Here is a 20,796-nt window from a genome sequence, read left to right on the forward strand (position 1 = left end):
CAGGAAGGCCCGGAGCCGCAGATCCCGAGAGAGCAGGGGAGCGAGAATGACGGAACTGAGCCGCAGCGAGGACAAACGACTGGTGCTGGCCGCCGGCCGGGCGCACCCGGAGCTGGCCACGGAGATCGCGGAGGAGCTCGGCACCGAGCTGCTGCCGATGAGCGCCTACGACTTCGCCAACGGGGAGATCTACGTCCGCTCGGGCGAATCCGTCCGCGGCAAGGACGTCTTCGTCATCCAGTCCCACCCTGCTCCGCTGAACAACCACCTCATGGAGCAGCTCATCATGATCGACTCCATGAAGCGTGCCTCGGCCCGCCGCATCACCGTGGTCTCGCCGTTCTACCCGTACGCCCGCCAGGACAAGAAGGGGCGCGGTCGCGAGCCGATCTCCGCCCGCCTCGTCGCGGACCTGTACCAGGCCGCCGGTGCGTCCCGCGTGATGTCCGTGGACCTGCACACGGCACAGATCCAGGGCTTCTTCGACGGCCCGGTGGACCACCTGTTCGCCATTCCGCTGCTGGCGGACTACATCCGCACCCGCCTGGAGGGTGAGGAGGTCACCGTGGTCTCCCCGGACACCGGCCGCGTGCGTGTGGCCGAGCAGTGGGCGGACCGTCTCGGCGGCGTGCCGCTGGCGTTCGTGCACAAGTCCCGTGACCTCACCGTCCCGAACCAGGCGGAGTCCAAGACCGTGGTCGGCGACATCGAGGGCCGCGTCTGCGTGCTGATCGACGACATGATCGACACCGGCGGCACCATCGCCGGCGCCGTGCGCGTCCTCAAGGAGGCCGGTGCGAAGGACGTCATCATCGCCGCCACCCACGCCGTCTTCTCGGATCCGGCCGCCCAGCGCCTGGGCGAGTGCGGCGCCCGCGAGGTGGTCGTCACCAACACCCTGCCGATCCCGGAGGAGAAGCGGTTCCAGAACCTGACCGTCCTCTCGATCGCCCCGCTGATCGCCCGGGCGATCCGCGAGGTCTTCGAGGACGGTTCGGTCACCAGCCTCTTCGACGGCGACGCCTGAGCCATGGCGAGCACCTCAGCCCGCCCGGAGGACCACCACGAGGGCGTCTCCGAGGGCCCGCCGGCGAGCCGTGGCAGGCAGCGCCGTCAGCTGCCGTTCGCCGTCTCGGTCCTGCTCAACGTGCTCGTGGCCCTGGCGGTGGTGGCCGTGGTGCAGGCATTCCTGGTCAAGGTCTACTCGGTGCCCTCGGGCTCCATGGAGAACACCCTCCAGGTGGGGGACCGGATGCTCGTCAACCGGCTCGCCTACGCTGGGGACGGCACTCCGGAGCGCCAGGACGTCGTCGTGTTCAACGGCGATGAGCACTGGGCTCCGCCGCTGGAGGACTCCGGTGCGCTGGACACCGTCGTCCGCACGTTCGGGGACATCACGGGCATCGGCGTCTCCCATGACCAGGCGTTGGTGAAGCGCGTGATTGGCCGCGGGGGCGAGGAAGTGGAGTGCTGCACGGACGAAGGCAAGGTCATGGTGGACGGCAAGCCCCTGGAAGAGCCGTACATCTATCAGGACCTGCCGTATGCCAAGGACGAGCTGGACTGCTCGAGCGAGCCGCGCTCCCAGCGGTGCTTCGGCCCGATCTCGGTGCCGGAGGGGAAGCTGCTCGCCGTCGGCGACCACCGTTCGAACTCCTCGGACTCCGTCATCGGCTGCCGCGGCCTCTCTGCAGAGGAGGCAGGCCCGGACTGCGCCCGGTTCGTGGACGAGGAGGATGTGGTCGGCGAGGTCTTCGTGACCGTCTGGCCGCCCGCCAACTGGTCCACGCCGTGACCGCAGGAGCCTGCCGGCCGCGGAATTCCCGACGACGGCCGCTGCCCTGACATACGAAGGTCCCCGCACGGTCGGGGACCTTCGTCGTGTCGGGGATGTCCGGCTCAGCGCCGGAGCAGTCCTCGCTCGGCGAGGTCGTCGAGGCCCTGCACCACGATCTGCTCGGCGTCGTCCGGCACGTCCGTCTCCTCGGCCAGTCGTTCGACGAGCTCGGCGGGGGTGCGGGCGACGTCCAGGTGCAGCCAGAGAGCGGCGCCGAGGCCGCTGAGCACGGTGAGCTCGGTGCCGTGCAGCAGCAGGAGCCGTCCGTCGTCGGTGAGGACGCCGTCGTCCACCTCGGTGCGTGCACGCGCCCCCACGGCGCCGGGCAGCGAGGCGGTCAGCTCCTCCTCGGTGAGCGCGTCCCAGGCCGGGTCGATCGGTGCGGCGGGGGAGGAGAGGAGGTCCTGGACCACTGGGAGCAGGTCCTCGGCTTCACGGTAGACCAGGCGCACCGCCCCGCCCTGGGAGTCCAGCAGCGTGCACAGCGTCACCAGGCCGCGCGGCAGGCGGCCGAGGGAGGAGGACTGCGGGGTCAGTTCGGTCACGGCGGTGACGATGTCCATCGGCTCGGCGCGGGCGAGGACCTCCTCATCGCCCTCGCGGACGCGGTCCAACACCGCGATGCGGGCGAGTTCGGCGTCCTCGAGGGTCGGGCCGAGGCCGAGCTCGTCCGGCCCGTGCTGATGCTTCGGCCGCACTCCTGAGGAGCCGTAGAGGGACAGGGGTTTGGCGTAGGGGGTGATCCGGCGGGTCTGCGGATCCACGATCGTGGTCTCGTCCGTGAGATAGGCGAGGTGTCGGCCCAGGCGCCGCGTGGCGGTGGACTTGCCCGTGCCGGAAGCGGCGGTGAGTGCCAGGGCCTGCTTGGTCTTCGGAAGGGCCAGCGCGGCCGCGTGGAGCATGATGTGGGTGCCTCGACCGGAGGCGATGGCGGCCTTCGTGGCGTCGTAGACGATCTGCTCGTGGAACGCGGTCCAGTCCGCAGACGTACGGGTCAGCCGCGGCACCTGGTCCGCCGCGCAACGGTGTTCGTCGTCCTCATCTGCGGCGGCCGGCGGCTCGTGGTCCCGGACGTCGCAGCGGGACCAGTGACGCCGTATCTCCGTCTCTTCCTGCGGGGTGAGTCCGTCCACATCGATGTGGCCCAGGCCGACGTGCAGCCGCAACATCTGAGTCTCCTGTCGTGTGGCGGCCAGGGATTGGGGCGGTGGCCGCAGGGGAACGGTGTCAGCAAGGTACCAAAGTCCGGCCACCGGATCTGATCGGTCCCTGTGGCGGGGAGAAGGCGACGAACGTGTCGGTGGGTCCAGCATCGCTGGTACGCTTCTCTTCGTTGCCCAGGCGAGGGAGTCGAGGACTCCGTGATCGACGAGGCCGCCGGACGCCGTCCGCACCGCTCTGATCTGAGCCGTGCCTGACGCGCCGGCCCCCCTTCCCTGGAGACACCCGCGTCCCGCACGGGTCGCGGCCGAGAGAACCAGAGGAGGACGTCATGTCTGACAAGATCAAGATCAAGGTCATCCGCCGCACCGACTTCGGCAAGGGTGCCGCCCGCCAGGCCCGCCGCGCCGGCCAGATCCCCGCCGTCGTCTACGGCCACGGCCAGGACCCCGTGCACCTGCTGCTGCCCGCCCAGGAGACCACCCTGGCCGTCCGCAACCCGAACGCCCTGCTCACCGTCGTGAACGAGGCCGGCGAGGAGCACCTGGTGCTGCCGAAGGACATCCAGCGTCACCCGATCAAGATGACCGTGGACCACCTGGACCTCATCGAGGTCCGCCGCGGCGAGAAGGTCATCGTTGAGGTGCCGGTCGACGTCGAGGGCGAGGTCGCCCCCGGCACCACCTACAACCTGGACCAGGCCGTGGTCTCCGTGGAGGCCGAGGCCACCAACCTGCCCGAGTCCGTCACGGCGAACATCGAGGGCCGTGAGGCCGGCGACCACCTGTACGCCTCGGATCTGCAGCTGCCGGCCGGCGTCGCCCTGGACATCGAGGAGCCTGCCGAGTACGTCATCGTATCCGTCTTCGAGCCGATCGAGCAGGACCTGGGCGACGAGTCCGTCCAGGAGGAGCAGGCCGCCGAGGGCGCCGAGGGCGGGGAGTCCGAAGGCTCGGACGACGCCGAGGGCTCCGAGGACTGATCTGCCTCATGACGGGAACCACGCTCATCATGGGCCTCGGCAATCCGGGGCCCCAGTATGAGCGCACCCGTCACAACATCGGCCAGATGGTGGTGGGGGAGCTCGCCTCCCGCATGGGGGTCGGGTTCACCCATCACCGGGCCGGTGCCCAGGTCGCCACGGGACGGCTGGGGATCGGCGGCCCCCGCGTGGTGCTGGCCGCCTCCACCGGATACATGAACGTCTCCGGCAGGCCCACCGCGGCGCTCTGCCGTTTCTACGGGCTCGGCCCCGAGGATCTGATCGTGGTCCACGACGAGCTCGACATCCCCTTCGACACCCTGCGCATGAAGGTCGGCGGGGGAGAGGGCGGCCACAACGGGCTGAAGTCCATCACCGCCTCGCTGGGCACCAAGGACTACCGCCGCGTCCGCGTCGGCATCGGTCGTCCGCCAGGGCGCATGGACGTCGCCGACTATGTCCTGAAGCCCTTCACCAAGGCCGAGCAACAGCTGCTGCCGCTGCACGTGGACCGGGCGGCCGACGCCGTCGAGGCTCTGCTCACGGACGGGCTGCAGGCTGCCCAGACACGCTTCCACTGACCACCGCACGCACGGCCGCCGGCTTCAGTGCTGTCGGTTACTGCCTTGAGGCGTCGTCTGGGGGCGGGTGGCCCTGTCCAAGGCGTCGGTGAGGACGTCCAGGACCGGTTCGAGGGTGGACGCCATCTCCAGATAGTCGTCCTCCGCCTTGCCGAAGGGGTCGGCCAGGTCCAGTCCGTTCAAGGCGTTGCGCGCCTGGGAGCGGTGCTGGGCCGCCACGCGGCTCATCGCGGACACACCCATCCCGGGCTGCAGCCATGAGCCGTCGGTCTGCTCGTCGAGCATCGGCAGAAGCGTCCCGATCTCGAGCATGGTGAACGTCCGCTTCAGCGCGGTGGGCGTTTCCCGGAGGACGAGGTCGAGGTGGTCTGCCGTGGCCGTGATGATCAGGTCGGCGCCCTCGACGGCTCGGCGGTCCAGCGGCGCAGGCCGGTGGTCCTCCAAGCCGGTGATGCCCTGTGCGAGGCCCCTGCGCACCAGGGGCCGGGGTACGGTCAGAGCCTGGTTCGGGTGCGTTCCGCGGCTGCCGACCGCGATCCGGTCCTCGAGCCCTGCGCCGCGCAGACGGTGGCTCAGCCCGTGCTCGGCATAGGCCGAGCGGCAGATGTTCCCGGTGCACACGAAGAGCACGGCGGCCCTGTGGGCCTCGTCGGAGGAAGGTCGGCTCGGAAACCCGGGACGGCGAAGGTGAAGCATGGAGGCGGCTGTCCGTTCTCAGCTCTGCCGGCTGCGGCCGTCCAGCCAGGCCTGGAGCTCGCGCGCCTGACGGGTGACGACCTTGCCCACCATCGGTTCGGCCTTGGCGGCCAGGGTGGAGCCGACCAGCGGGATCTTGCAGACCAGGGTGCCGTCCACGGCGTACTCCGTGCCGGCGCCGGCGACGCGCAGGGCGGTGGAGGCCTCCGCGGTGGCCTTGGCCTTCGCCACGGTGATGGTGGTGGTGCCGGTGCGGGAGCCGTCGGCCGCCGGGGCGTTCCACCGCTCGACCTGCTCGATCTGCAGGTTGTCTCCCACGAACTTGCGGGCCTTCTCCGGGACCTTGTCGGTCGGGGCGGTGCGGACCGTGGTGACGGTCATCGCGCCGGTCGGGTCGCCCTCGCGGGAGAAGGAGACGAGCGAACCGCCGAGAGACTCGATGACGCTGCGGTGGAAGTCCTCGCTGCCGAGGGCCTCGGCCACCTCGCCGGGGGTGCGGGCGATGGTGTGCTGGGCGGAGAAGGCCATTGTTCACTCCTGGTGAGACGGTCCGACGGGAATCATGGTCAGCCTATATGCTGGACCAGCCCGTCGGCCCGGCCCGCACCAGTCGCCCCACGCCGGGACGTTGCTCGGACCGCGCCCCTCCCCGGCCGGAAGGTACCCCCATGTCAGCACTCTGGGCTCTCGCGGTCATCCTGATCGCCAGCGGACTGGCCAAGCTCCAGGCACCCCAGGAGACCGCCGCCACGTTCACCCGCCTGGACGTGCCGGCGACGCTCTCCCACCCGTCGCTGGTGAAGGCCTTCCCCTTCCTGGAGGTCCTGCTCGGCATCGCACTGCTGCTGCCGTTCACCGTCCTGCGGCCCCTGACGGCGCTGGCCGCGGTGGCCCTGTTCATCGCCTTCACCTGGCTGGTGGTCCGGGCGAAGGACAAGGGCGTCTCCTGCGGCTGCTTCGGCCCCACGGCCCGGCCCATCACCGGCTGGACCGTCCTGCGCAACATCATCCTCGTGGTGCTCGCACTGCTCGGCCTGTTCGAGGCGGTCATCACCCTCACCGTCACGGGCGTCCGCATCGCCTGGTGGCCGCTGGCCGGGTTCTTCCAGGGCTACGTGGAGTGGTCCGTCCTCGTCACCGCCCTGCTGACGGCGGCCGCCTATCTCATCGGCCGGGACACCGCCCCGCTGGAGCAGGAGGCGAACGTCGCGGCCGGACCGGGTGCTCCGACCCCGGCCGCCGAGGCCCCGCAGGCCCTCGAGCCGAACGCTGACGCCGACACCGACGGCGAGCCCGCACGCCATCCGATCCCCGACGCCGTCCTCGGCACGGACCGGGGTTTCGAACGCCTGCAGGACATGGCCGCACGCCAGTCGATGCTCCTGCTGCATGTGTCCGCCGGCTGCGGGTCCTGCCGCCGCGTGATGGACCACATCGAGCACATGGACCCGCAGATCGGTCCGGTGGCGCTCCGAGTGCTCAAGCCGATCCACCAGACCGACGCCGCCGCTCCGGCCGGTGTGGGCGCCGTGCCCCGGGACATCGTCCTGACCGATCCTGCCGGCAGCGCGGTCCGTGACCTGGGCATGCAGCGGTATCCGTCCGCGGTCCTGGTCGGCACCGACGGCCTGACGGCCGGGGGCCCGGTCTCCGGCGCGGACGACGTCATCGACCTCATCGAGGAGGTCCGGCAGATCATGGCGGAGGCCGGACATCTCCAGCAGCCCGCCACCGACGAGACCGCCCAGGAGCCCACCGCATGACCGAGACGCCGGTTCTCGCCCCGCTGTTGCCCACCGTCCTGACGGACGAGGCCCTCGCCGCGGCCCGGGACTCCGCGGCCCGGCCGGGGGACCGCACCCCGGACCTGCAGATCGGCCTTCCCGACGGCGGCCGCGCACCTCTGCTGGCGTCCCTCGCCGACTCTGTGGCCGCCTCCGGCGGGGACGACGCCGTCGTCCTCGTCGTCACGGCGACCACGCGTGAGGCCGAGGACCTGGCCGGCGACCTGGCGGCATGGACCGCCCCGGAGTCGGTGGCCCTCTTCCCGTCCTGGGAGACGCTGCCGCACGAGCGGCTCTCGCCGCGTTCGGACACCGTGGGCGTCCGCCTCGAGGTGCTGCGTCGGCTGACGCATCCGGGCGAGCACGGGGCGGCGCCGCTGCGGGTCGTCATCGCCCCGGTGCGTGCCGCATTGCAGCCCCTCGTCTCCGGACTCGGGGACCTGGAACCCGTGCGTCTGGAGGTGGGGCAGGAGACCGACTTCGACGGCGTCGTCGCCGCGCTGGCCGGTGCCGCCTACGCACGCGTGGACATGGTCTCCAAGCGCGGCGAGTTCGCGGTGCGCGGCGGGCTGATCGACGTCTTCCCGCCCACCACCGCCTACCCGGTGCGCGTGGAGTTCTTCGGCGACGAGGTCGAACAGATGCGCTGGTTCTCCGTGGCGGACCAGCGGTCGCTGGAGGACACCTCGGCGGACGGATCCGGCCACCCGACGGTGCTGGACGCACCGCCGTGCCGCGAGCTGCTGATCACCGAGGCGGTGCAGGAGAAGGCCCGCGCGCTCAGCCCGAGCATGCCTGCCGCCGCAGACATGCTGGACCGGATCGCCGAGGGCATCGCCGTCGAAGGCATGGAGTCCCTGTCGCCGCTGCTGGCCGAGTCCATGACCTCCCTGCCGGCCATGCTCCCGGCCGGCTCGCTCACGGTCCTGGCCGAGCCCGAGCGCATCCGCCACCGCGCGGACGACCTGCTGGCCACCAACGAGGAGTTCCTCCATGCGGCCTGGGCCGGCGCCGCCCACGGCGCCTCCGCCCCGGTGGACATCGCCTCTGCGGACCAGGAGGACGCCGGAGGGTTCCTCACCCTGGCCCGGCTGCGCGAGGAGACTCTGGAACACGGGCAGGGACACTGGTCCACCACGGCGCTGAACCCGGACGACGAGCTGCTGCCCGAGGCCTCCACGCTGCGGGCCGGCATGGGCGTGCCGCGCACCTTCGGCGGAGACATCGCCGCCCTCGTGGAGGCCCTGCAGGAGCGCACGCGGGACGGCTGGTCCGTCGTCGTGCTCACGGACGGACCGGGATCGGCGCGACGTCTTGCCGAACTCGCTTCCGAAGGCGGTGTGACGGCCTCGATCTTCGAGGGCACTGTGCCGGAGCAGCTGCCGTCCGGCCAGGTGCTGCTGGGCGCGGCCGCCGTGGGGACGGGCTTCACCCTCCCGGGGGCCAAGGTGGCCCTGGTCACCGAGCAGGACCTCTTCGGCCGTCAGCGCACCGCCGGCACCCGGGCCGCCGGAGCGAAGCTGGCGCGCAAGCGCAGGAACGCCGTGGACCCGCTGGCGCTGACACCGGGCGACTTCGTGGTCCACGCCCAGCACGGCATCGCCAGGTTCGTCGAGCTGCAGCGCCGCAAGGTCGCCGGGGCCGCCCGCGGCGCCGCCGAGGACTCCTACCGCGAGTACCTCGTCCTCGAGTACGCCTCCTCCAAGCGCGGTGCCCCGGGAGACCGCCTGTTCGTGCCGACCGAGCAGCTGGACCTGATCTCCCAGTACGTCGGCGCGGAGACGCCCACGCTGTCCAAGATGGGCGGCTCGGACTGGGCGAACACCAAGTCCAAGGCCAAGCGGGCGACCAAGCAGATCGCCGGGGAGCTGATCCGGCTCTATTCGGCCCGCATGGCGTCCAAGGGCCATGCCTACGGCCCGGACACCCCGTGGCAGAAGGAGCTGGAGGAGGCGTTCCCCTACATCGAGACGCCGGATCAGCTCACCACCATCGACGAGGTCAAGAAGGACATGGAGGCCGTCGTCCCCATGGACCGCCTGGTCTCCGGCGACGTCGGCTTCGGCAAGACCGAGGTCGCCGTGCGCGCCGCCTTCAAGGCCGTGCAGGACGGCAAGCAGGTGGCCGTGCTGGTGCCCACCACGCTGCTGGCCCGCCAGCACCACCAGACCTTCTCCGACCGTTTCGCCGGCTTCCCGGTGCGCGTCGGTGCGCTCTCGCGCTTCCAGACGGCCAAGGAGTCCAAGGACGTCCTCAACGACCTGGCCTCCGGCGAGCTGGACGTGGTGGTCGGCACCCACCGGCTGCTGGGTCAGGGCGTGCAGTTCAAAGACCTCGGCCTGGTGATCGTGGACGAGGAGCAGCGCTTCGGCGTGGAGCACAAGGAGGCGCTGAAGAAGATGCGCACCAACGTGGACGTGCTCGCCATGTCCGCGACGCCGATCCCGCGCACCCTCGAGATGTCCCTGACCGGCATCCGAGAGACCTCCACCCTGGCGACGGCACCGGAGGAACGGCACCCCGTGCTGACCTCCGTGGGCCCCTACACGGACCAGCAGGTCACCGCCGCCATACGCCGCGAGCTGATGCGCGAAGGCCAGGTCTTCTACGTCCACAACCGCGTCACCAGCATCGACGGCGTCGCCCGCCGCATCGCCGAACTCGTGCCCGAGGCCCGCGTGGCCGTGGCCCACGGCAAGATGGGCGAATCCCGCCTCGAGCAGATCATGGTGGACTTCTGGGAGAAGAAGTTCGACGTCCTGGTCTCCACCACCATCGTGGAGACGGGCCTGGACATCGCCAACGCGAACACGCTGATCATCGAGGACGCCCATCGCTACGGCCTGGCCCAGCTGCACCAGCTCCGCGGCCGCGTCGGCCGTGGCCGCGAGCGCGCCTACGCCTACTTCCTCTACGACCCGCTCAAGCCTCTCGGAGAGGTCGCGCTGGAGCGCCTCAAGGCCGTGGCCACCCACAACGAGCTCGGTGCCGGCATGCAGCTGGCCATGAAGGACCTCGAGCTGCGCGGTGCCGGCAATCTGCTGGGCGGCGAGCAGTCCGGTCACATCGCCGGCGTGGGCTTCGACCTCTACCTCCGCATGGTCGGCGAGGCTGTCGCCGACTTCAAGGGTGAGGAGGACACCTCGCCGGCCGAGGTCAAGGTCGAGCTGCCGGTCAACGCCCATCTGCCGCACGACTACGTGCCAGGGGAGCGGCTGCGCCTGGAGATGTACCGCAACCTCGCGGCCGCGCACGACGACGACGCCGTGGACGCCGTCGTCGAGGAGCTCCGGGACCGCTACGGAGAGCCTCCGGCGCCGGCCCAGGCGCTCATCGCGGTCGCCCGGTTCCGCAACCGCGCCCGCGCCGCGGGCGTGACCGAGGTGATGATGCTCGGCAAGAACGTGAAGTTCGGCCCGGCGGCGGACCTGCCGGAGTCCCGTCGGCTGCGCCTGGCCCGCATGTACCGCGGCGCCCAGGTCAAGCCGGCGCTGAACGCCGTGCTGATCCCGCGCCCCATGACCAAGCCGGTCGGCGGCCGCGAGCTGACGGATGCCCCGCTGCTGGAGTGGGCCGATCAGGTGCTGACGGCGATCTTCGGTACCGCAACGGGCTCTTGACCGGACAGAGGAAGCCACGGCGCAGTGCCCCCGGTGCTGCCCCCGATGCCCTCCTGCCGACCACGCTCGGTGTCGTCCACCCCCTCACCGGGGCGATGTGCTCTGGTGGGGTGGCAGGTCACCTGTCGTTCTATACTGGGCCAGGCGGGTCATGGGCCTCCGGGCCGTTGTGGAGACATCCTCTCGACCTGCCCCACTGGTTCGACTCTGAGCGGGCACCATAGGAAAGGGACAGCGCAGCATGAGACTGGTCGTCATCGGGCAAGGGTATGTGGGGCTTCCGGTCTCCATGCGGGCTGTCGAGGCGGGTCTTGACGTCGTCGGTCTGGACCTCAGCGAACACCGCATCTCGGACCTCGCAGCCGGGCACTCCTATGTCGAGGACATCAGCGACGGCGAGTTGCGATCGGCCCTGGACACGGGACGTTTCCTCCCTTCGCGGGACTATGCGGACGCGGAGGACTTCGACGTCGCCGTGATCACCGTCCCCACGCCGCTGCGGGACTCTCTGCCGGACCTCGCCTTCATCGAGTCTGCAGGCCAATCTCTCGCCCCGTACATCCGGCATGGTTCCACTGTGGTCCTGGAGTCCACTACCTACCCGGGCACCACGGATGAGCTCTTGGTGCCTCTGCTTGAGAACGGCTCAGGCCTGCGAGCCGGCCAGGACTTCCATGTCGGATACTCCCCGGAGCGCATCGATCCGGGGCGCAAGGACTGGACGTTCAAGACCACCCCGAAGGTGGTCTCCGGCCTCACGGACGCGTGCCTGGAGAAGGTGCTGGCCTTCTATGGATCCATCATCGACCAACCCGTGCCCGTGAAGGGCACTCGCGAAGCCGAACTGGCGAAGCTGCTGGAGAACACCTTCCGCCACGTCAACATTGCCCTCGTCAACGAGCTCTCCGTCTTCGCCCACCAGCTGGGCGTGGATGTGTGGGACGCCATCCGGGCGGCAGACACCAAGCCCTTCGGCTACATGCGCTTCACCCCCGGTCCGGGAGTCGGCGGCCACTGCCTGCCGGTCGACCCGAGTTACCTGTCCTGGGCCGTGCGCAAGGACCTTGGTCAGACCTTCCGCTTCGTGGAGCTCGCCAATGACGTCAACGATGCTCAGCCGCGGTATGTGGTCGAGCGCACTATGGAGTTGCTGAACGAGGACCGGAAAGCCCTGAACGGAGCCAAAGTGGCTCTCGTGGGACTGTCGTACAAGCGGGATTCCTCGGACATCCGCGAGTCCCCGTCAGCGAATGTGATGAAGCGTCTGTCCGAGTTCGGAGCCGAGCTCTCGGCTCTCGACAATTGGGTGCTGGAGCGCTCCTGGCCTGAGGGGGTCCGACGGCTTTCCGCCGAGGCCGACCTGGGAGACCAGGACATTGCGATCGTCCTGACAGATCACTCGGATGTGGACTACCGTGCACTGGCGGACCTGGGCGTACGGGTGTTCGACACGCGGAACGTCGTTCCCGCCTCAGACAGCGTGTCCGTGCTCTGACGCGTCAGAGCGTCGGTCCGACGGCGGCGGTCATCGGGAACGGAGGCGTTCGGTGCCTGCGGGAACCGGCGCCTGGAACGGGTGGAACTGACGGGGCACACCCGTCAGCAGCCGGGACAGCGGTGTGGAGAGCAGCACCAGACCGATGGCCCAGCTGAGCAGCAGGGTGCACACGAATTTGGGGAACGGATCCGTCACACCCAGCTCCATGAGCTCCATGAGCACCTCGCCGTGGACCAGCACCACCACGGTCCCCGCGCGCACGAGTGCGGAGATCGCCGTGCGCACCACCCGGCCGGTACCGGTGCGCTCGGCCAGCAGGCGCAGGAGCCGGTTGACGAAGGAGCCGAACACCAGCACCGCGCCGGCGGCCATCATGACGCCCACCAGCGGGGTCAGCAGCGGCGTGCCGAAGCCGCCGAACTTGATGTTGTGCGGCTCCAGGCCCAGCGCCACGGCGCCCAGGCCGAGCCCGATCAGCACGGTGCCGGTCAGGGCCCGGTGCCGGACCACGTTCGGCTCGATCCGGCGGCGGAACAGCTCGCCGGCCAGCAGGTAGAACAGGCAGGGGAGGGCCAGGCCGATCCCCAGGGGGGTCTTCGCGATCCACGAGTCCGAGGTCGTGTAGGCGACCGCGAGCCCGACGCCGCTGAGCACCCAGGCGACCCAGGAGGGGAAGCGTTCCAGGAAGCGGCGCAGCACCGTGGTGAAGAACAGGACCGAGATGAACCAGAAGGCCCACCACGGCGGATCCTGATCCGCACCGCCGTACCAGCCGCTGCGCATGAGCTCCCAGAAGCGGTCAGGGTCCTGGCGGTTCCAGCGCCAGGCGGCCACGGACATGATCACGGCCCAGACCAGGTACGGGACGGCCAGGGACTTCCAGCGGCCGCGCACGTCCGGGACGAACGGCCGGCCCCGGGTCCAGAAGTAGCCGCTGAGGAAGAAGAACAGCGGCATTCGCCAGACCTCGAGGTACTGGCTGAACTCGAGCTTGGAGAGGTAGGAGTGGCCGAGCACCACGGCGGCGATGGACACAAGACGGAGGGCGTCCACGCCGGTGTTCCGGGTGGACGCCCTCCGTCCAGGTGTCGCGGCGCGCGAGGTCATCGACCGCCGGGAGCTTTCAGCTCAGTGCTGGCTCAGTGGCCGCGCTCGACCGCGTGGGAGGCCGGGGTGTGGATGGCGACCTCGTCCACGGAGTCGCCGCGTCCGAGGATCTGCTTCGGGATGACGAAGGCGAGGACGGCGCAGACCAGGACCGCGATGCCCGGGACCCACACGTTCTCCAGGGTCCAGAAGCCGATGGCATAGCAGACGCCCACGAACAGGCCGAAGCTCACGATGAAGGCGACGAGGCTGCCCCAGAGCCCGCCGACGTTCGAGTGGTCAATGGGCTTGCCGTTGCGGATCACGACATACTCCTTCGTCAGTCAGATGGACGCGGCACGGTGCGAGGACGCGTCAGTCACCAGCCAGGATACCAAGGGTGGCGGAGGCGCCGATGCGTGTGGCGCCGGCCTCGATCATCGCCAGCGCGTCCTCACGGGTGCGGACGCCGCCGGAGGCCTTCACGCCGATCTCCGGGCCCACGGTGCGGCGCATCAGGGCCACGTGCTCGGCGGTCGCGCCGGCGGTGGAGAAGCCGGTGGAGGTCTTCACGAAGTCCGCGCCCGCCTCCACGGAGGCCTCGCAGGCCAGGACGATCGCGTCCTCGTCCAGCAGGGCGGTCTCCACGATCACCTTGAGCAGTGCGCCGCCCTGCCCGGCGGCGCCGTTCTCATGGGCGGCCTCGGCCACGGCCCGGATGTCCTCGACCAGGCGCTGACGGTCGCCGGCACGGGCGGCGGCCACGTCGATGACCATGTCCACCTCGTCCGCGCCGTCGGCGATCGCCTGGCGGGCCTCGAACGCCTTCACGGCGGAGGAGTTCGCGCCGAGCGGGAAGCCGATCACGGTGCAGGTCAGCACGTCCGAGCCCTCCAGCGCCTGCGCCACGGTCGGCACCCAGCGCGGGTTCACACACACGGACTTCACGTTCGCCTGCAGGGCCTCGGCCACGATGCGCCGGATGTCCTCGGCGGAGGTCTCGGCCTTCAGGGCGGTGTGGTCGATGTACGTGGCCAGCTCGGCGGAGGTCAGGTCTGCGGTGGTCATCGTCGGCGTTGCCTTTCGGTCGGTTCGGGTCTGGTCGGTCTCGGTGCGGGCAGGACGTCACCCGGCCACGAGGGCGGCGATCTGGTCCCGCACGGCCGCGAGGCGCGTGCGGGCGGTCTGCGGGTCCGCGTCCGTGGTGCCGAGGTAGCACTTGAGCTTCGGCTCGGTGCCGGAGGGACGGATCACCACGCGGGTGCCGGTGTCCGTGGAGAAGAGCAGGCCGTCGGTGGGCGGCAGGTCCTCCGAGCCGGCGGCGAGGTCCACGGACGCGGTCACCGGGTCCCCGGCGAGCTCGGCGATGCCCTCGGAGCGCAGGCGGGCCATGGCGTCCGCGATGATCTGCACATCCTCCACGCGGACGGACACCTGGGCGGACGGCATGGCGCCGGTGGTGGCGTCCAGGTCCGCGAGGGCGTCCCACACGCTGCGGCCCTCGGCCTTGAGCCCGGCGGCGAGGTCCGCGGCCACGAGGGCGGCGGTCATGCCGTCTTTGTCCCGCACGAGGTCCGGGGCAACGCAGTAGCCCAGGGCCTCCTCGTAGCCGTAGCCGATCTGTGGGGCGCGGCTGATCCACTTGAAGCCGGTCAGCGTGGCGTGGTGGGGCACGCCGGCGTGCTCGGCCAGGCGGGACAGCTGCGGGGAGGAGACGATCGAGCAGGCGGTCGAACGGCCCAGGGCCTCCAGCCGTGGCAGCAGGTGCGCACCGAGCAGGGCGCCGACCTGGTCCCCGGAGAGCATGCGCCAGGTGCCGTCCGCCTCGGGCGCGGCGAGGGCGAGGCGGTCGGCGTCCGGGTCGTTGGCGATCACCAGGTCCGCGCCGAGCTCTGCGGCGGCGTCGAAGGACAGGTCCAGGGCGCCGGGCTCCTCCGGGTTCGGGAAGGCCACGGTGGGGAAGTCCGGGTCCGGCTCGGCCTGGCGGGCCACCACGTGGACGTCGGTGAAGCCGGCGCGCTCCAGCAGTCCGGGCAGCACCGCTGCGCCCACCCCGTGCAACGGGGTGTAGACGATCGTCAGCGTGTCCCGGCCGGTGGCCTCGCGGCGGTCCTCGTCCAGCACGCCGAGTGCGGCCTCGGAGTACGCTTCAACGAGCTCCTCGTCCGCGACGTCCCAGCCGGAGTCTGCCATCGGGATGTCCGCGAACCAGGCCTCGTGGTCGATGCGCGCGGCGATCTCCGCGTCCGCCGGGGAGACGATCTGCGCGCCGCGGCCGGCGGCGTCGGTCATGCGGCCGCCGAGGTACACCTTGTAGCCGTTGTCCGCCGGCGGGTTGTGGCTGGCGGTGACCATCACGCCGGCGTCGGCGTTGAGGTGGCGCACCAGGAACGCGAGCACCGGGGTCGGCAGCGGGCGGGGGAGCAGGGTCACCTGGGCGCCGGCGGCGGTGAACACGCCGGCGGAGTCGCGGGCGAAGGACGCGGAGCCGTGGCGGGCGTCGTAGCCGATCACCACGGACGGCGGTGCCTCGTCCTCCCCGAGGGTGTCCAGCAGGTACCGGGCGATCCCCGCGGCGGCACGGCGGACCACCAGCCGGTTCATGCGGGACTCGCCCGGACCCTCCTCGGCGCGCAGGCCGGCGGTGCCGAAGGTCAGCGGACCGGAGAAGCGGGAGCGCACGGCCTCGGCGGCGGCCACGTCCCCGCCCTCGGCGGCCTCGAGCTCGGCGGTCAGGGTGGCGGCATGCTGGGCGTTCGGCTCCTCGAGGGCCCAGCGGCGGGCGCGCTCGAGCAGCTGCGGGTCCAGTGCGGCGGTGTCACGGGGTGCGGTCATGGGCGGAACCTCGGGGTGTGTCAGAGGAGAGGGGAGCAGAGGGCGGGATTCCCGACGACGGCCGCTCGCCGTCGTCGGGAAGCCGTCAGGGACGTCAGAGGCGACCGATGATGTCCGCCAGCAGCGCCGAGATCCGCGGGCCGGCGGCCTGGCCGGCCTCCACGACCTCCTGGTGCGACAGCGGCTCCTCCTGGATGCCGGCGCCCAGGTTGGTCACCAGGGAGATGCCGAAGACCTCGAGGCCGGCATGGCGGGCGGCGATCGCGTCCAGGGCGGTGGACATGCCCACCAGGTCGCCGCCGTGGACCTTCGCCATGCGGACCTCGGCGGGGGTCTCGTACTGAGGGCCGGAGAACTGCACGTACACCCCCTCGGTCAGGGACGGGTCGATCTCCTTGGCGATCCGGCGGATGCGCGGGGAGTACAGGTCCGTCATGTCCACGAAGGTGGCGCCGACCAGCGGGGTGGCGCCGGTGACGTTGATGTGGTCTGCGATGACCACCGGAGTGCCGGGGGCGATCTCCGGGTTCAGGCCGCCGCAGCCGTTGGTGAGGATCACGGTCTTCGCGCCGGCCGCCGCGGCGGTGCGCACGGTGTGGGCCACGGCCTGGGCGTCGCGGGACTCGTAGAAGTGGGTGCGGGAGCCGAACACCAGGGCGGAGGTGCCGTCGGCCAGCTTCACGGAGCGGATGGACGCGTTGTGGCCCGGCACCTTCGGAGCATGGAAGCCCGGGACGTCCGCCAGCGGGACGGAGTGCTCGGTCTCGCCGATCAGCTCGGCGGCACCGCCCCAGCCGGAGCCGAGGACCACGGCGATGCGGTGCTCGGCCACGCCGGTCGCCTCGGCGATCACGGCTGCCGCAGCACGGGCCTCGTCGAATCCGGGGTGGTCGCCCTGCAGGGCGGGGGTCTGCGCGGTGGTTCCGTTCTGGTCTCTCACGCAGGACAGTCTAGGTGGGCGGCCCCTGTGGCGCCGGTGCGTGCTCTGCCACAATGGACGCCGTGAGCACCTCGAACAGCACCTACACCCCGTCCCTGACCATCATCGGCGGAGGCCCCGGCGGATACGAGGCCGCCATGGTGGCCGCGAAGCTGGGCGCGAACGTCACCGTGATCGAGCGGAAGGGCATGGGCGGCTCCGCAGTGCTCACCGACGTGGTGCCCTCCAAGACCCTCATCGCCACCGCAGACTCCATGCGCCGCGTGGGCACCGCCCAGGACCTCGGCGTGGACCTGGGCGCCGGCGCCGAACCGCGCGCCGTGATGGCCCAGGTGGACCGCCGCATCCTGGAGATCGCCGGCGAGCAGTCCCAGGACATCCAGCAGGTGCTCGAGCGCCGCGGCGTGCGTGTCATCCACGGCGTCGGCAAGGTCGTGGGACCGCACGAGGTGGAGGTCCGCCGCCATGACGACGCCGACGGCGAGCCCGAGGTCATCACCTCGGACGCGATCCTGCTGTGCGTGGGCGCCAGCCCGCGAGAGCTGCCCTCCGCCCAGCCGGACGGGGAGCGCATCTTCAACTGGACGCAGCTGTACTCGCTCGCGGAGGTCCCGGAGCACATGATCGTGGTGGGCTCCGGCGTCACCGGCGCCGAGTTCGCCTCCGCCTACGACCTGCTCGGCGCGAAGGTCACCCTCGTCTCCTCCCGCGACCACGTGCTGCCCGGCGAGGACCAGGACGCCGCGGAGCTGCTCGAGCACGTCTTCGAGTCCAACGGCGTGAACGTGGTGGCCCGCTCCCGTGCCGAGGGCGCCGAACGCACCGAGGACGGCGTGCGCGTGCACCTGTCCGGCGAGGGCGCCAAGGACACCCCGTACATCGACGGCTCCCACGTGCTGTTCGCCGTCGGCGGCATCCCGAACACCGCGGACCTGGGCCTCGAGGAGGCCGGTGTGGAGCTCACCGAGTCCGGCCACATCAAGGTGGACGGCGTCTCCCGCACCTCCGTGCCCTCCATCTACGCCGCCGGGGACTGCACCGGCGTGTTCGCCCTGGCCTCCGTGGCCGCCATGCAGGGGCGCATCGCCGTGGCGCACCTGATGGGCGATGCCGTGAAGCCCCTGCGCCCGCACCTGGTGGCGTCCAACATCTTCACCTCCCCGGAGATCGCCACCGTGGGCGTCACCCAGGCCCAGGTGGACTCCGGCAAGTATCAGGCGGACGTGGTGAAGCTGGACTTCTCCACCAACCCCCGCGCCAAGATGCAGGGCGTCACCGCGGGCTTCGTGAAGGTCTTCGCCCGCAAGGGCTCCGGCACCGTGATTGGCGGCGTGGTGGTGGCCCCGCGCGCCTCGGAGCTCATCTGGTCCCTCGCGCTCGCCGTGACCCACAAGCTCCACGTGGACGACCTCGCGGACACGTTCACCGTGTACCCGTCCATGGCCGGCTCGCTGGCCGAGGCCGCGCGCCGTCTGCACGTGCGCCTGTGAGCACGGTCGGCATGTCTGCGATCCACGATGGGCGGCGCGCCGCAGCGGTGCATCCGGAGCCCCCGCGCCGCGTCGCCATCTTCGTCCACCGCTTCCTACCGGAGACCGGGGGCATCGAGGTCACCGCGGATGTCCTGGCCCGTGGGTTTCAGGACCGTCATGGCGCCGAGGTGCTCGTTGTCACCAGGAACGAGGCTCCGGCGGACTTCGACGCCGATCTGCCGTACCGCGTTCTGCGCGCGCCGTCTCATCGTGAGCTGCTCGCAGCGGTCCGCGGCGCGGACGTGGTGTTCCACAACAACGCGCTCATGCAGTTCTACTGGGCGCAGCTGCTGTGCCCACGGCCGTGGGTGGTCACGATGCGTGCCGTTCTGCGCGTACCGGGACACAGGATCTCGGCCCCTCGCGAGCTCGTGCTCAAGGTCAAGGAGCGCCTGATCCGCCGCGCCACGGTGCTCGCGGCGAACAGTCGCATGATGGCTGAGGAGATCGGCGGGGACCCGGTGGTGGTGCACAACTCGTACCGGGACCAGGTCTTCTTCGTCACCGAACCGGTCCAAGGACGGGACCGCCACCGTCTCGCCTTTGTCGGACGCCTCTCAGCCGACAAGGGGATCGATGTCCTCCTGGACGCCGTGGCGCGACTGCAGGGGGAGGGGATGCCGGTCCACGTGGACCTCATCGGGTCCGGGGACGAAGAACCCGAACTCCGTGCCAGGGCGGCAGAGCTGGGAGTCACGGAGGCGGTCCACTTCCACGGCAATGTCCCAGGGGAGCAGGTCAACGAGCTGCTGAACCGGGCAGCGGTGATGGTCCTGCCTTCCACGGGACTGGAAACTTTCGGCACCGTGGTTCTGGAGGCGCAGGCCGCCGGGTGCGCCGTGGCCGCCTCGGACATCGGCGGGATCCCGGAAGCACTGGGCGGAACCGGTGTTCTTGTGCCGCCGGGTGACACAGACGCCTGGGTGAGGGTGTTGCGGAGCCTGATCCTCGACGACGCGGCATTCGCCCGCGCTCATGCCGGCCGTCAGGAGAACGCCGACGCGCACAGGACGGAAGCCATGGTGGACCGCTACTGGGAGCTGGTGGTGCAGGCGCATGCGTGTGCACAGCGACCGCGCCGGTGTGCAGAGGGGAGACGGCGTTGACGGAGCGGGCGCCTGTGCCGGGGGGGGGCCTTCCACCGGCGGGCCACGCCTTCGGACGGTGGACATCGCCCGGGCCTTGGCGATCCTCGGGGTGGTCTTCGGGCACGTCGCGGCCGGTCTCGAATCCGAAGGGCTCCTGGCGTCCGACTCGTGGACGGCCACCGGGGTCCAACGGTTCGGCCTCGCACGGATGGCGGCGATCTTCTTCCTCGTCGGCCTGTTCATGGGCCCGGCCGTGGCCAAGCGTGGAGGAGTGCGACCGTACCTGCGTGAGCGGCTGACGGTGCTGTTGTGGACCTATCTGCTCTGGGACCTCGTCTACGCAGGCGCGGAGACGGCACTGGCCGGTGGGACCGGGGGTTGGGGGCTGCTCCGGTTCTGGGAGCCGGCGCTGCATCTGTGGTTCCTGCCCACCCTCGCCCTGGCGACCGTCATCACCTGTGTGCTCCGTCCGTGGAAGGCCCCCTGGAGTCTGCTCGCCCTCGCCCTGTGCGCCACTGTGCTGTGGGGCCGTGTGCCCGAGCTCATCGCAATCGACGGTCTGTCATACGTGTATTTCGTGGCGCTGGGTGCCGCCGTCGGCCTGCCCAGGCTGCGTCGCTGGCTGGGACGGCCGGCACCGGTGGCAGCCGCGGGCTTGGTCGCCGCCGTGGTCTTCCTTTATGGGACGGGGTGGGGGGGTGATGCCGGCACGTTCACCGTCGGTGCCGTTCTTCGGCCAGGCGGTGATGTCGTTGATCGTGTCCACGGCGGGTGTCGTCGTCGTGGTGTGCGCGGCGTGGGTGCTGGCGAAGCTGCCCGCGAGGTCCACGGCATGGCTCGTCTGGATAGGCGGCCGCACCATCGAGGTCTACGTCGCACACCTGCTGTTCGTGACCGGCATCCGCATGCTGCTCATGAGGATGGGGGTCGACTCGCCCGGTGTTCACCTCGTCATCGGATTCGTCGGCGCCGTGGCCCTGTCACTGCTGGTGGCCGAGGCCGCCCGGCGGTGGCGGATGGGGTGGCTCTACCGTCCTCCGCAACGCCTCCTTGGACGCAGAGCGGTTGGACGCAGTGCCGTGGGATGAGTCCGTCTCGGCGGAGGCCGGGCGGCGCCGTTGCGGGAGTCGCCGCCCGGCGACGTCCCTCAACGGAG

Annotated in this window: 18 protein-coding genes and 1 pseudogene; 11 read left to right on the forward strand and 8 right to left on the reverse strand. The window is 70.7% G+C overall.

What is annotated here, in order from left to right; translation table 11 throughout:
- Nucleotides 1-46: 46 nt before the first annotated feature.
- On the forward strand, nt 47-1,027 hold the full coding sequence (locus FM125_RS10530; protein ID WP_067188185.1) for a ribose-phosphate diphosphokinase: 981 nt from the start codon (nt 47-49) through the stop codon (nt 1,025-1,027).
- Nucleotides 1,028-1,030: 3 nt separating this feature from the next.
- Nucleotides 1,031-1,795: a signal peptidase I gene (gene lepB, locus FM125_RS10535; protein ID WP_087134562.1), complete on the forward strand. Its 765-nt coding sequence runs from the start codon at nt 1,031-1,033 to the stop codon at nt 1,793-1,795.
- 104 nt (nt 1,796-1,899) lie between these two features.
- Here the strand turns inward: lepB and FM125_RS10540 are convergent, their stop codons facing one another.
- The gene (locus FM125_RS10540) at nt 1,900-3,006 is read right to left on the reverse strand and encodes a PqqD family protein (RefSeq protein WP_087134563.1); all 1,107 of its coding nucleotides are present in this window, start codon (nt 3,004-3,006) and stop codon (nt 1,900-1,902) included.
- Between the two features lie 323 nt (nt 3,007-3,329).
- Between FM125_RS10540 and FM125_RS10545 the strand changes: the two genes are divergently transcribed.
- Nucleotides 3,330-3,980 (forward strand): 50S ribosomal protein L25/general stress protein Ctc, encoded by a 651-nt coding sequence (locus FM125_RS10545; RefSeq protein WP_087134564.1) that lies wholly within the window; start codon nt 3,330-3,332, stop codon nt 3,978-3,980.
- An 8-nt stretch (nt 3,981-3,988) separates the two neighbouring features.
- Nucleotides 3,989-4,561 (forward strand): aminoacyl-tRNA hydrolase, encoded by a 573-nt coding sequence (gene pth, locus FM125_RS10550; protein WP_087134565.1) that lies wholly within the window; start codon nt 3,989-3,991, stop codon nt 4,559-4,561.
- A gap of 24 nt (nt 4,562-4,585) precedes the next feature.
- On the opposite strand, the gene FM125_RS10555 is transcribed toward pth, so the two are convergent.
- Both FM125_RS10555 and FM125_RS10560 read right to left on the reverse strand, forming a co-directional pair.
- Entirely contained in the window at nt 4,586-5,191 is a 606-nt protein-coding gene (locus tag FM125_RS10555) for an arsenate-mycothiol transferase ArsC (RefSeq protein ID WP_180525519.1), read from the reverse strand.
- A gap of 84 nt (nt 5,192-5,275) precedes the next feature.
- Nucleotides 5,276-5,785 (reverse strand): DUF2505 domain-containing protein, encoded by a 510-nt coding sequence (locus FM125_RS10560; RefSeq protein WP_070638810.1) that lies wholly within the window; start codon nt 5,783-5,785, stop codon nt 5,276-5,278.
- 140 nt (nt 5,786-5,925) lie between these two features.
- Between FM125_RS10560 and FM125_RS10565 the strand changes: the two genes are divergently transcribed.
- The 3 genes from FM125_RS10565 (at nt 5,926) to FM125_RS10575 (ending at nt 12,156) form a co-directional block, all read left to right on the forward strand.
- Nucleotides 5,926-7,020 carry a MauE/DoxX family redox-associated membrane protein gene (locus tag FM125_RS10565; RefSeq protein WP_087134567.1) on the forward strand — a complete coding sequence of 365 codons (1,095 nt, stop codon included), beginning with the start codon at nt 5,926-5,928 and terminating at the stop codon, nt 7,018-7,020.
- On the forward strand, nt 7,017-10,661 hold the full coding sequence (gene mfd, locus FM125_RS10570; RefSeq protein WP_087134568.1) for a transcription-repair coupling factor: 3,645 nt from the start codon (nt 7,017-7,019) through the stop codon (nt 10,659-10,661). Before FM125_RS10565 ends, mfd begins: the two co-directional genes overlap by 4 nt.
- Nucleotides 10,662-10,902: 241 nt before the next feature.
- Nucleotides 10,903-12,156, forward strand: coding sequence for a nucleotide sugar dehydrogenase (locus tag FM125_RS10575; protein ID WP_087134569.1), 1,254 nt, complete (start codon nt 10,903-10,905; stop codon nt 12,154-12,156).
- A 30-nt stretch (nt 12,157-12,186) separates the two neighbouring features.
- Here FM125_RS10575 and FM125_RS10580 read toward each other — a convergent pair whose 3' ends face one another.
- The 5 genes from FM125_RS10580 to FM125_RS10600 form a co-directional block, all read right to left on the reverse strand.
- Nucleotides 12,187-13,212 carry an acyltransferase family protein gene (locus tag FM125_RS10580; RefSeq protein WP_087134570.1) on the reverse strand — a complete coding sequence of 342 codons (1,026 nt, stop codon included), beginning with the start codon at nt 13,210-13,212 and terminating at the stop codon, nt 12,187-12,189.
- A gap of 86 nt (nt 13,213-13,298) precedes the next feature.
- A complete protein-coding gene (locus FM125_RS10585) occupies nt 13,299-13,571 on the reverse strand; it encodes a hypothetical protein (RefSeq protein ID WP_087134571.1) in 273 nt (90 codons plus the stop codon).
- A gap of 49 nt (nt 13,572-13,620) precedes the next feature.
- A complete protein-coding gene (deoC, locus tag FM125_RS10590; protein WP_067188210.1) occupies nt 13,621-14,313 on the reverse strand; it encodes a deoxyribose-phosphate aldolase in 693 nt (230 codons plus the stop codon).
- A gap of 57 nt (nt 14,314-14,370) precedes the next feature.
- Entirely contained in the window at nt 14,371-16,080 is a 1,710-nt protein-coding gene (locus FM125_RS10595; protein WP_087134572.1) for a phospho-sugar mutase, read from the reverse strand.
- Between the two features lie 94 nt (nt 16,081-16,174).
- Nucleotides 16,175-17,020: a purine-nucleoside phosphorylase gene (locus FM125_RS10600; RefSeq protein ID WP_425435828.1), complete on the reverse strand. Its 846-nt coding sequence runs from the start codon at nt 17,018-17,020 to the stop codon at nt 16,175-16,177.
- A gap of 53 nt (nt 17,021-17,073) precedes the next feature.
- Between FM125_RS10600 and FM125_RS10605 the strand changes: the two genes are divergently transcribed.
- The 4 genes and pseudogenes from FM125_RS10605 to FM125_RS12355 all read left to right on the forward strand — a co-directional run bounded on the left by FM125_RS10605 (nt 17,074) and on the right by FM125_RS12355 (nt 20,728).
- Nucleotides 17,074-18,510, forward strand: a complete 1,437-nt coding sequence (locus FM125_RS10605) for an NAD(P)H-quinone dehydrogenase (RefSeq protein ID WP_067188216.1) — start codon at nt 17,074-17,076, stop codon at nt 18,508-18,510.
- 11 nt (nt 18,511-18,521) lie between these two features.
- Complete coding sequence (locus FM125_RS10610) at nt 18,522-19,658, forward strand: glycosyltransferase family 4 protein (protein ID WP_087134628.1); 1,137 nt, start codon at nt 18,522-18,524, stop codon at nt 19,656-19,658.
- Nucleotides 19,609-20,316, forward strand: a pseudogene (locus FM125_RS12490) (acyltransferase family protein); the annotation flags it as partial. The gene FM125_RS10610 and the pseudogene FM125_RS12490, both read left to right, overlap by 50 nt.
- A 46-nt stretch (nt 20,317-20,362) precedes the next feature.
- The gene (locus FM125_RS12355) at nt 20,363-20,728 is read left to right on the forward strand and encodes a hypothetical protein (RefSeq protein WP_245829984.1); all 366 of its coding nucleotides are present in this window, start codon (nt 20,363-20,365) and stop codon (nt 20,726-20,728) included.
- The last annotated feature ends 68 nt before the right edge of the window (nt 20,729-20,796 follow it).

It is taken from the genome of Micrococcus lylae (genome assembly GCF_900163825.1).
Lineage (GTDB): Bacteria > Actinomycetota > Actinomycetes > Actinomycetales > Micrococcaceae > Micrococcus > Micrococcus lylae.

Excerpts from the sequence above, each read along its gene's own strand:
- FM125_RS10530 (WP_067188185.1), top strand. The coding sequence starts at position 47 with ATGACGGAACTGAGCCGCAGCGAGGACAAACGACTGGTGCTGGCCGCC.
- lepB (WP_087134562.1), top strand. The coding sequence starts at position 1,031 with ATGGCGAGCACCTCAGCCCGCCCGGAGGACCACCACGAGGGCGTCTCC.
- FM125_RS10540 (WP_087134563.1), bottom strand. The coding sequence starts at position 3,006 with ATGTTGCGGCTGCACGTCGGCCTGGGCCACATCGATGTGGACGGACTC.
- FM125_RS10545 (WP_087134564.1), top strand. The coding sequence starts at position 3,330 with ATGTCTGACAAGATCAAGATCAAGGTCATCCGCCGCACCGACTTCGGC.
- pth (WP_087134565.1), top strand. The coding sequence starts at position 3,989 with ATGACGGGAACCACGCTCATCATGGGCCTCGGCAATCCGGGGCCCCAG.
- FM125_RS10560 (WP_070638810.1), bottom strand. The coding sequence starts at position 5,785 with ATGGCCTTCTCCGCCCAGCACACCATCGCCCGCACCCCCGGCGAGGTG.
- FM125_RS10565 (WP_087134567.1), top strand. The coding sequence starts at position 5,926 with ATGTCAGCACTCTGGGCTCTCGCGGTCATCCTGATCGCCAGCGGACTG.
- mfd (WP_087134568.1), top strand. The coding sequence starts at position 7,017 with ATGACCGAGACGCCGGTTCTCGCCCCGCTGTTGCCCACCGTCCTGACG.
- FM125_RS10575 (WP_087134569.1), top strand. The coding sequence starts at position 10,903 with ATGAGACTGGTCGTCATCGGGCAAGGGTATGTGGGGCTTCCGGTCTCC.
- deoC (WP_067188210.1), bottom strand. The coding sequence starts at position 14,313 with ATGACCACCGCAGACCTGACCTCCGCCGAGCTGGCCACGTACATCGAC.
- FM125_RS10595 (WP_087134572.1), bottom strand. The coding sequence starts at position 16,080 with ATGACCGCACCCCGTGACACCGCCGCACTGGACCCGCAGCTGCTCGAG.
- FM125_RS10605 (WP_067188216.1), top strand. The coding sequence starts at position 17,074 with ATGGACGCCGTGAGCACCTCGAACAGCACCTACACCCCGTCCCTGACC.
- FM125_RS10610 (WP_087134628.1), top strand. The coding sequence starts at position 18,522 with ATGTCTGCGATCCACGATGGGCGGCGCGCCGCAGCGGTGCATCCGGAG.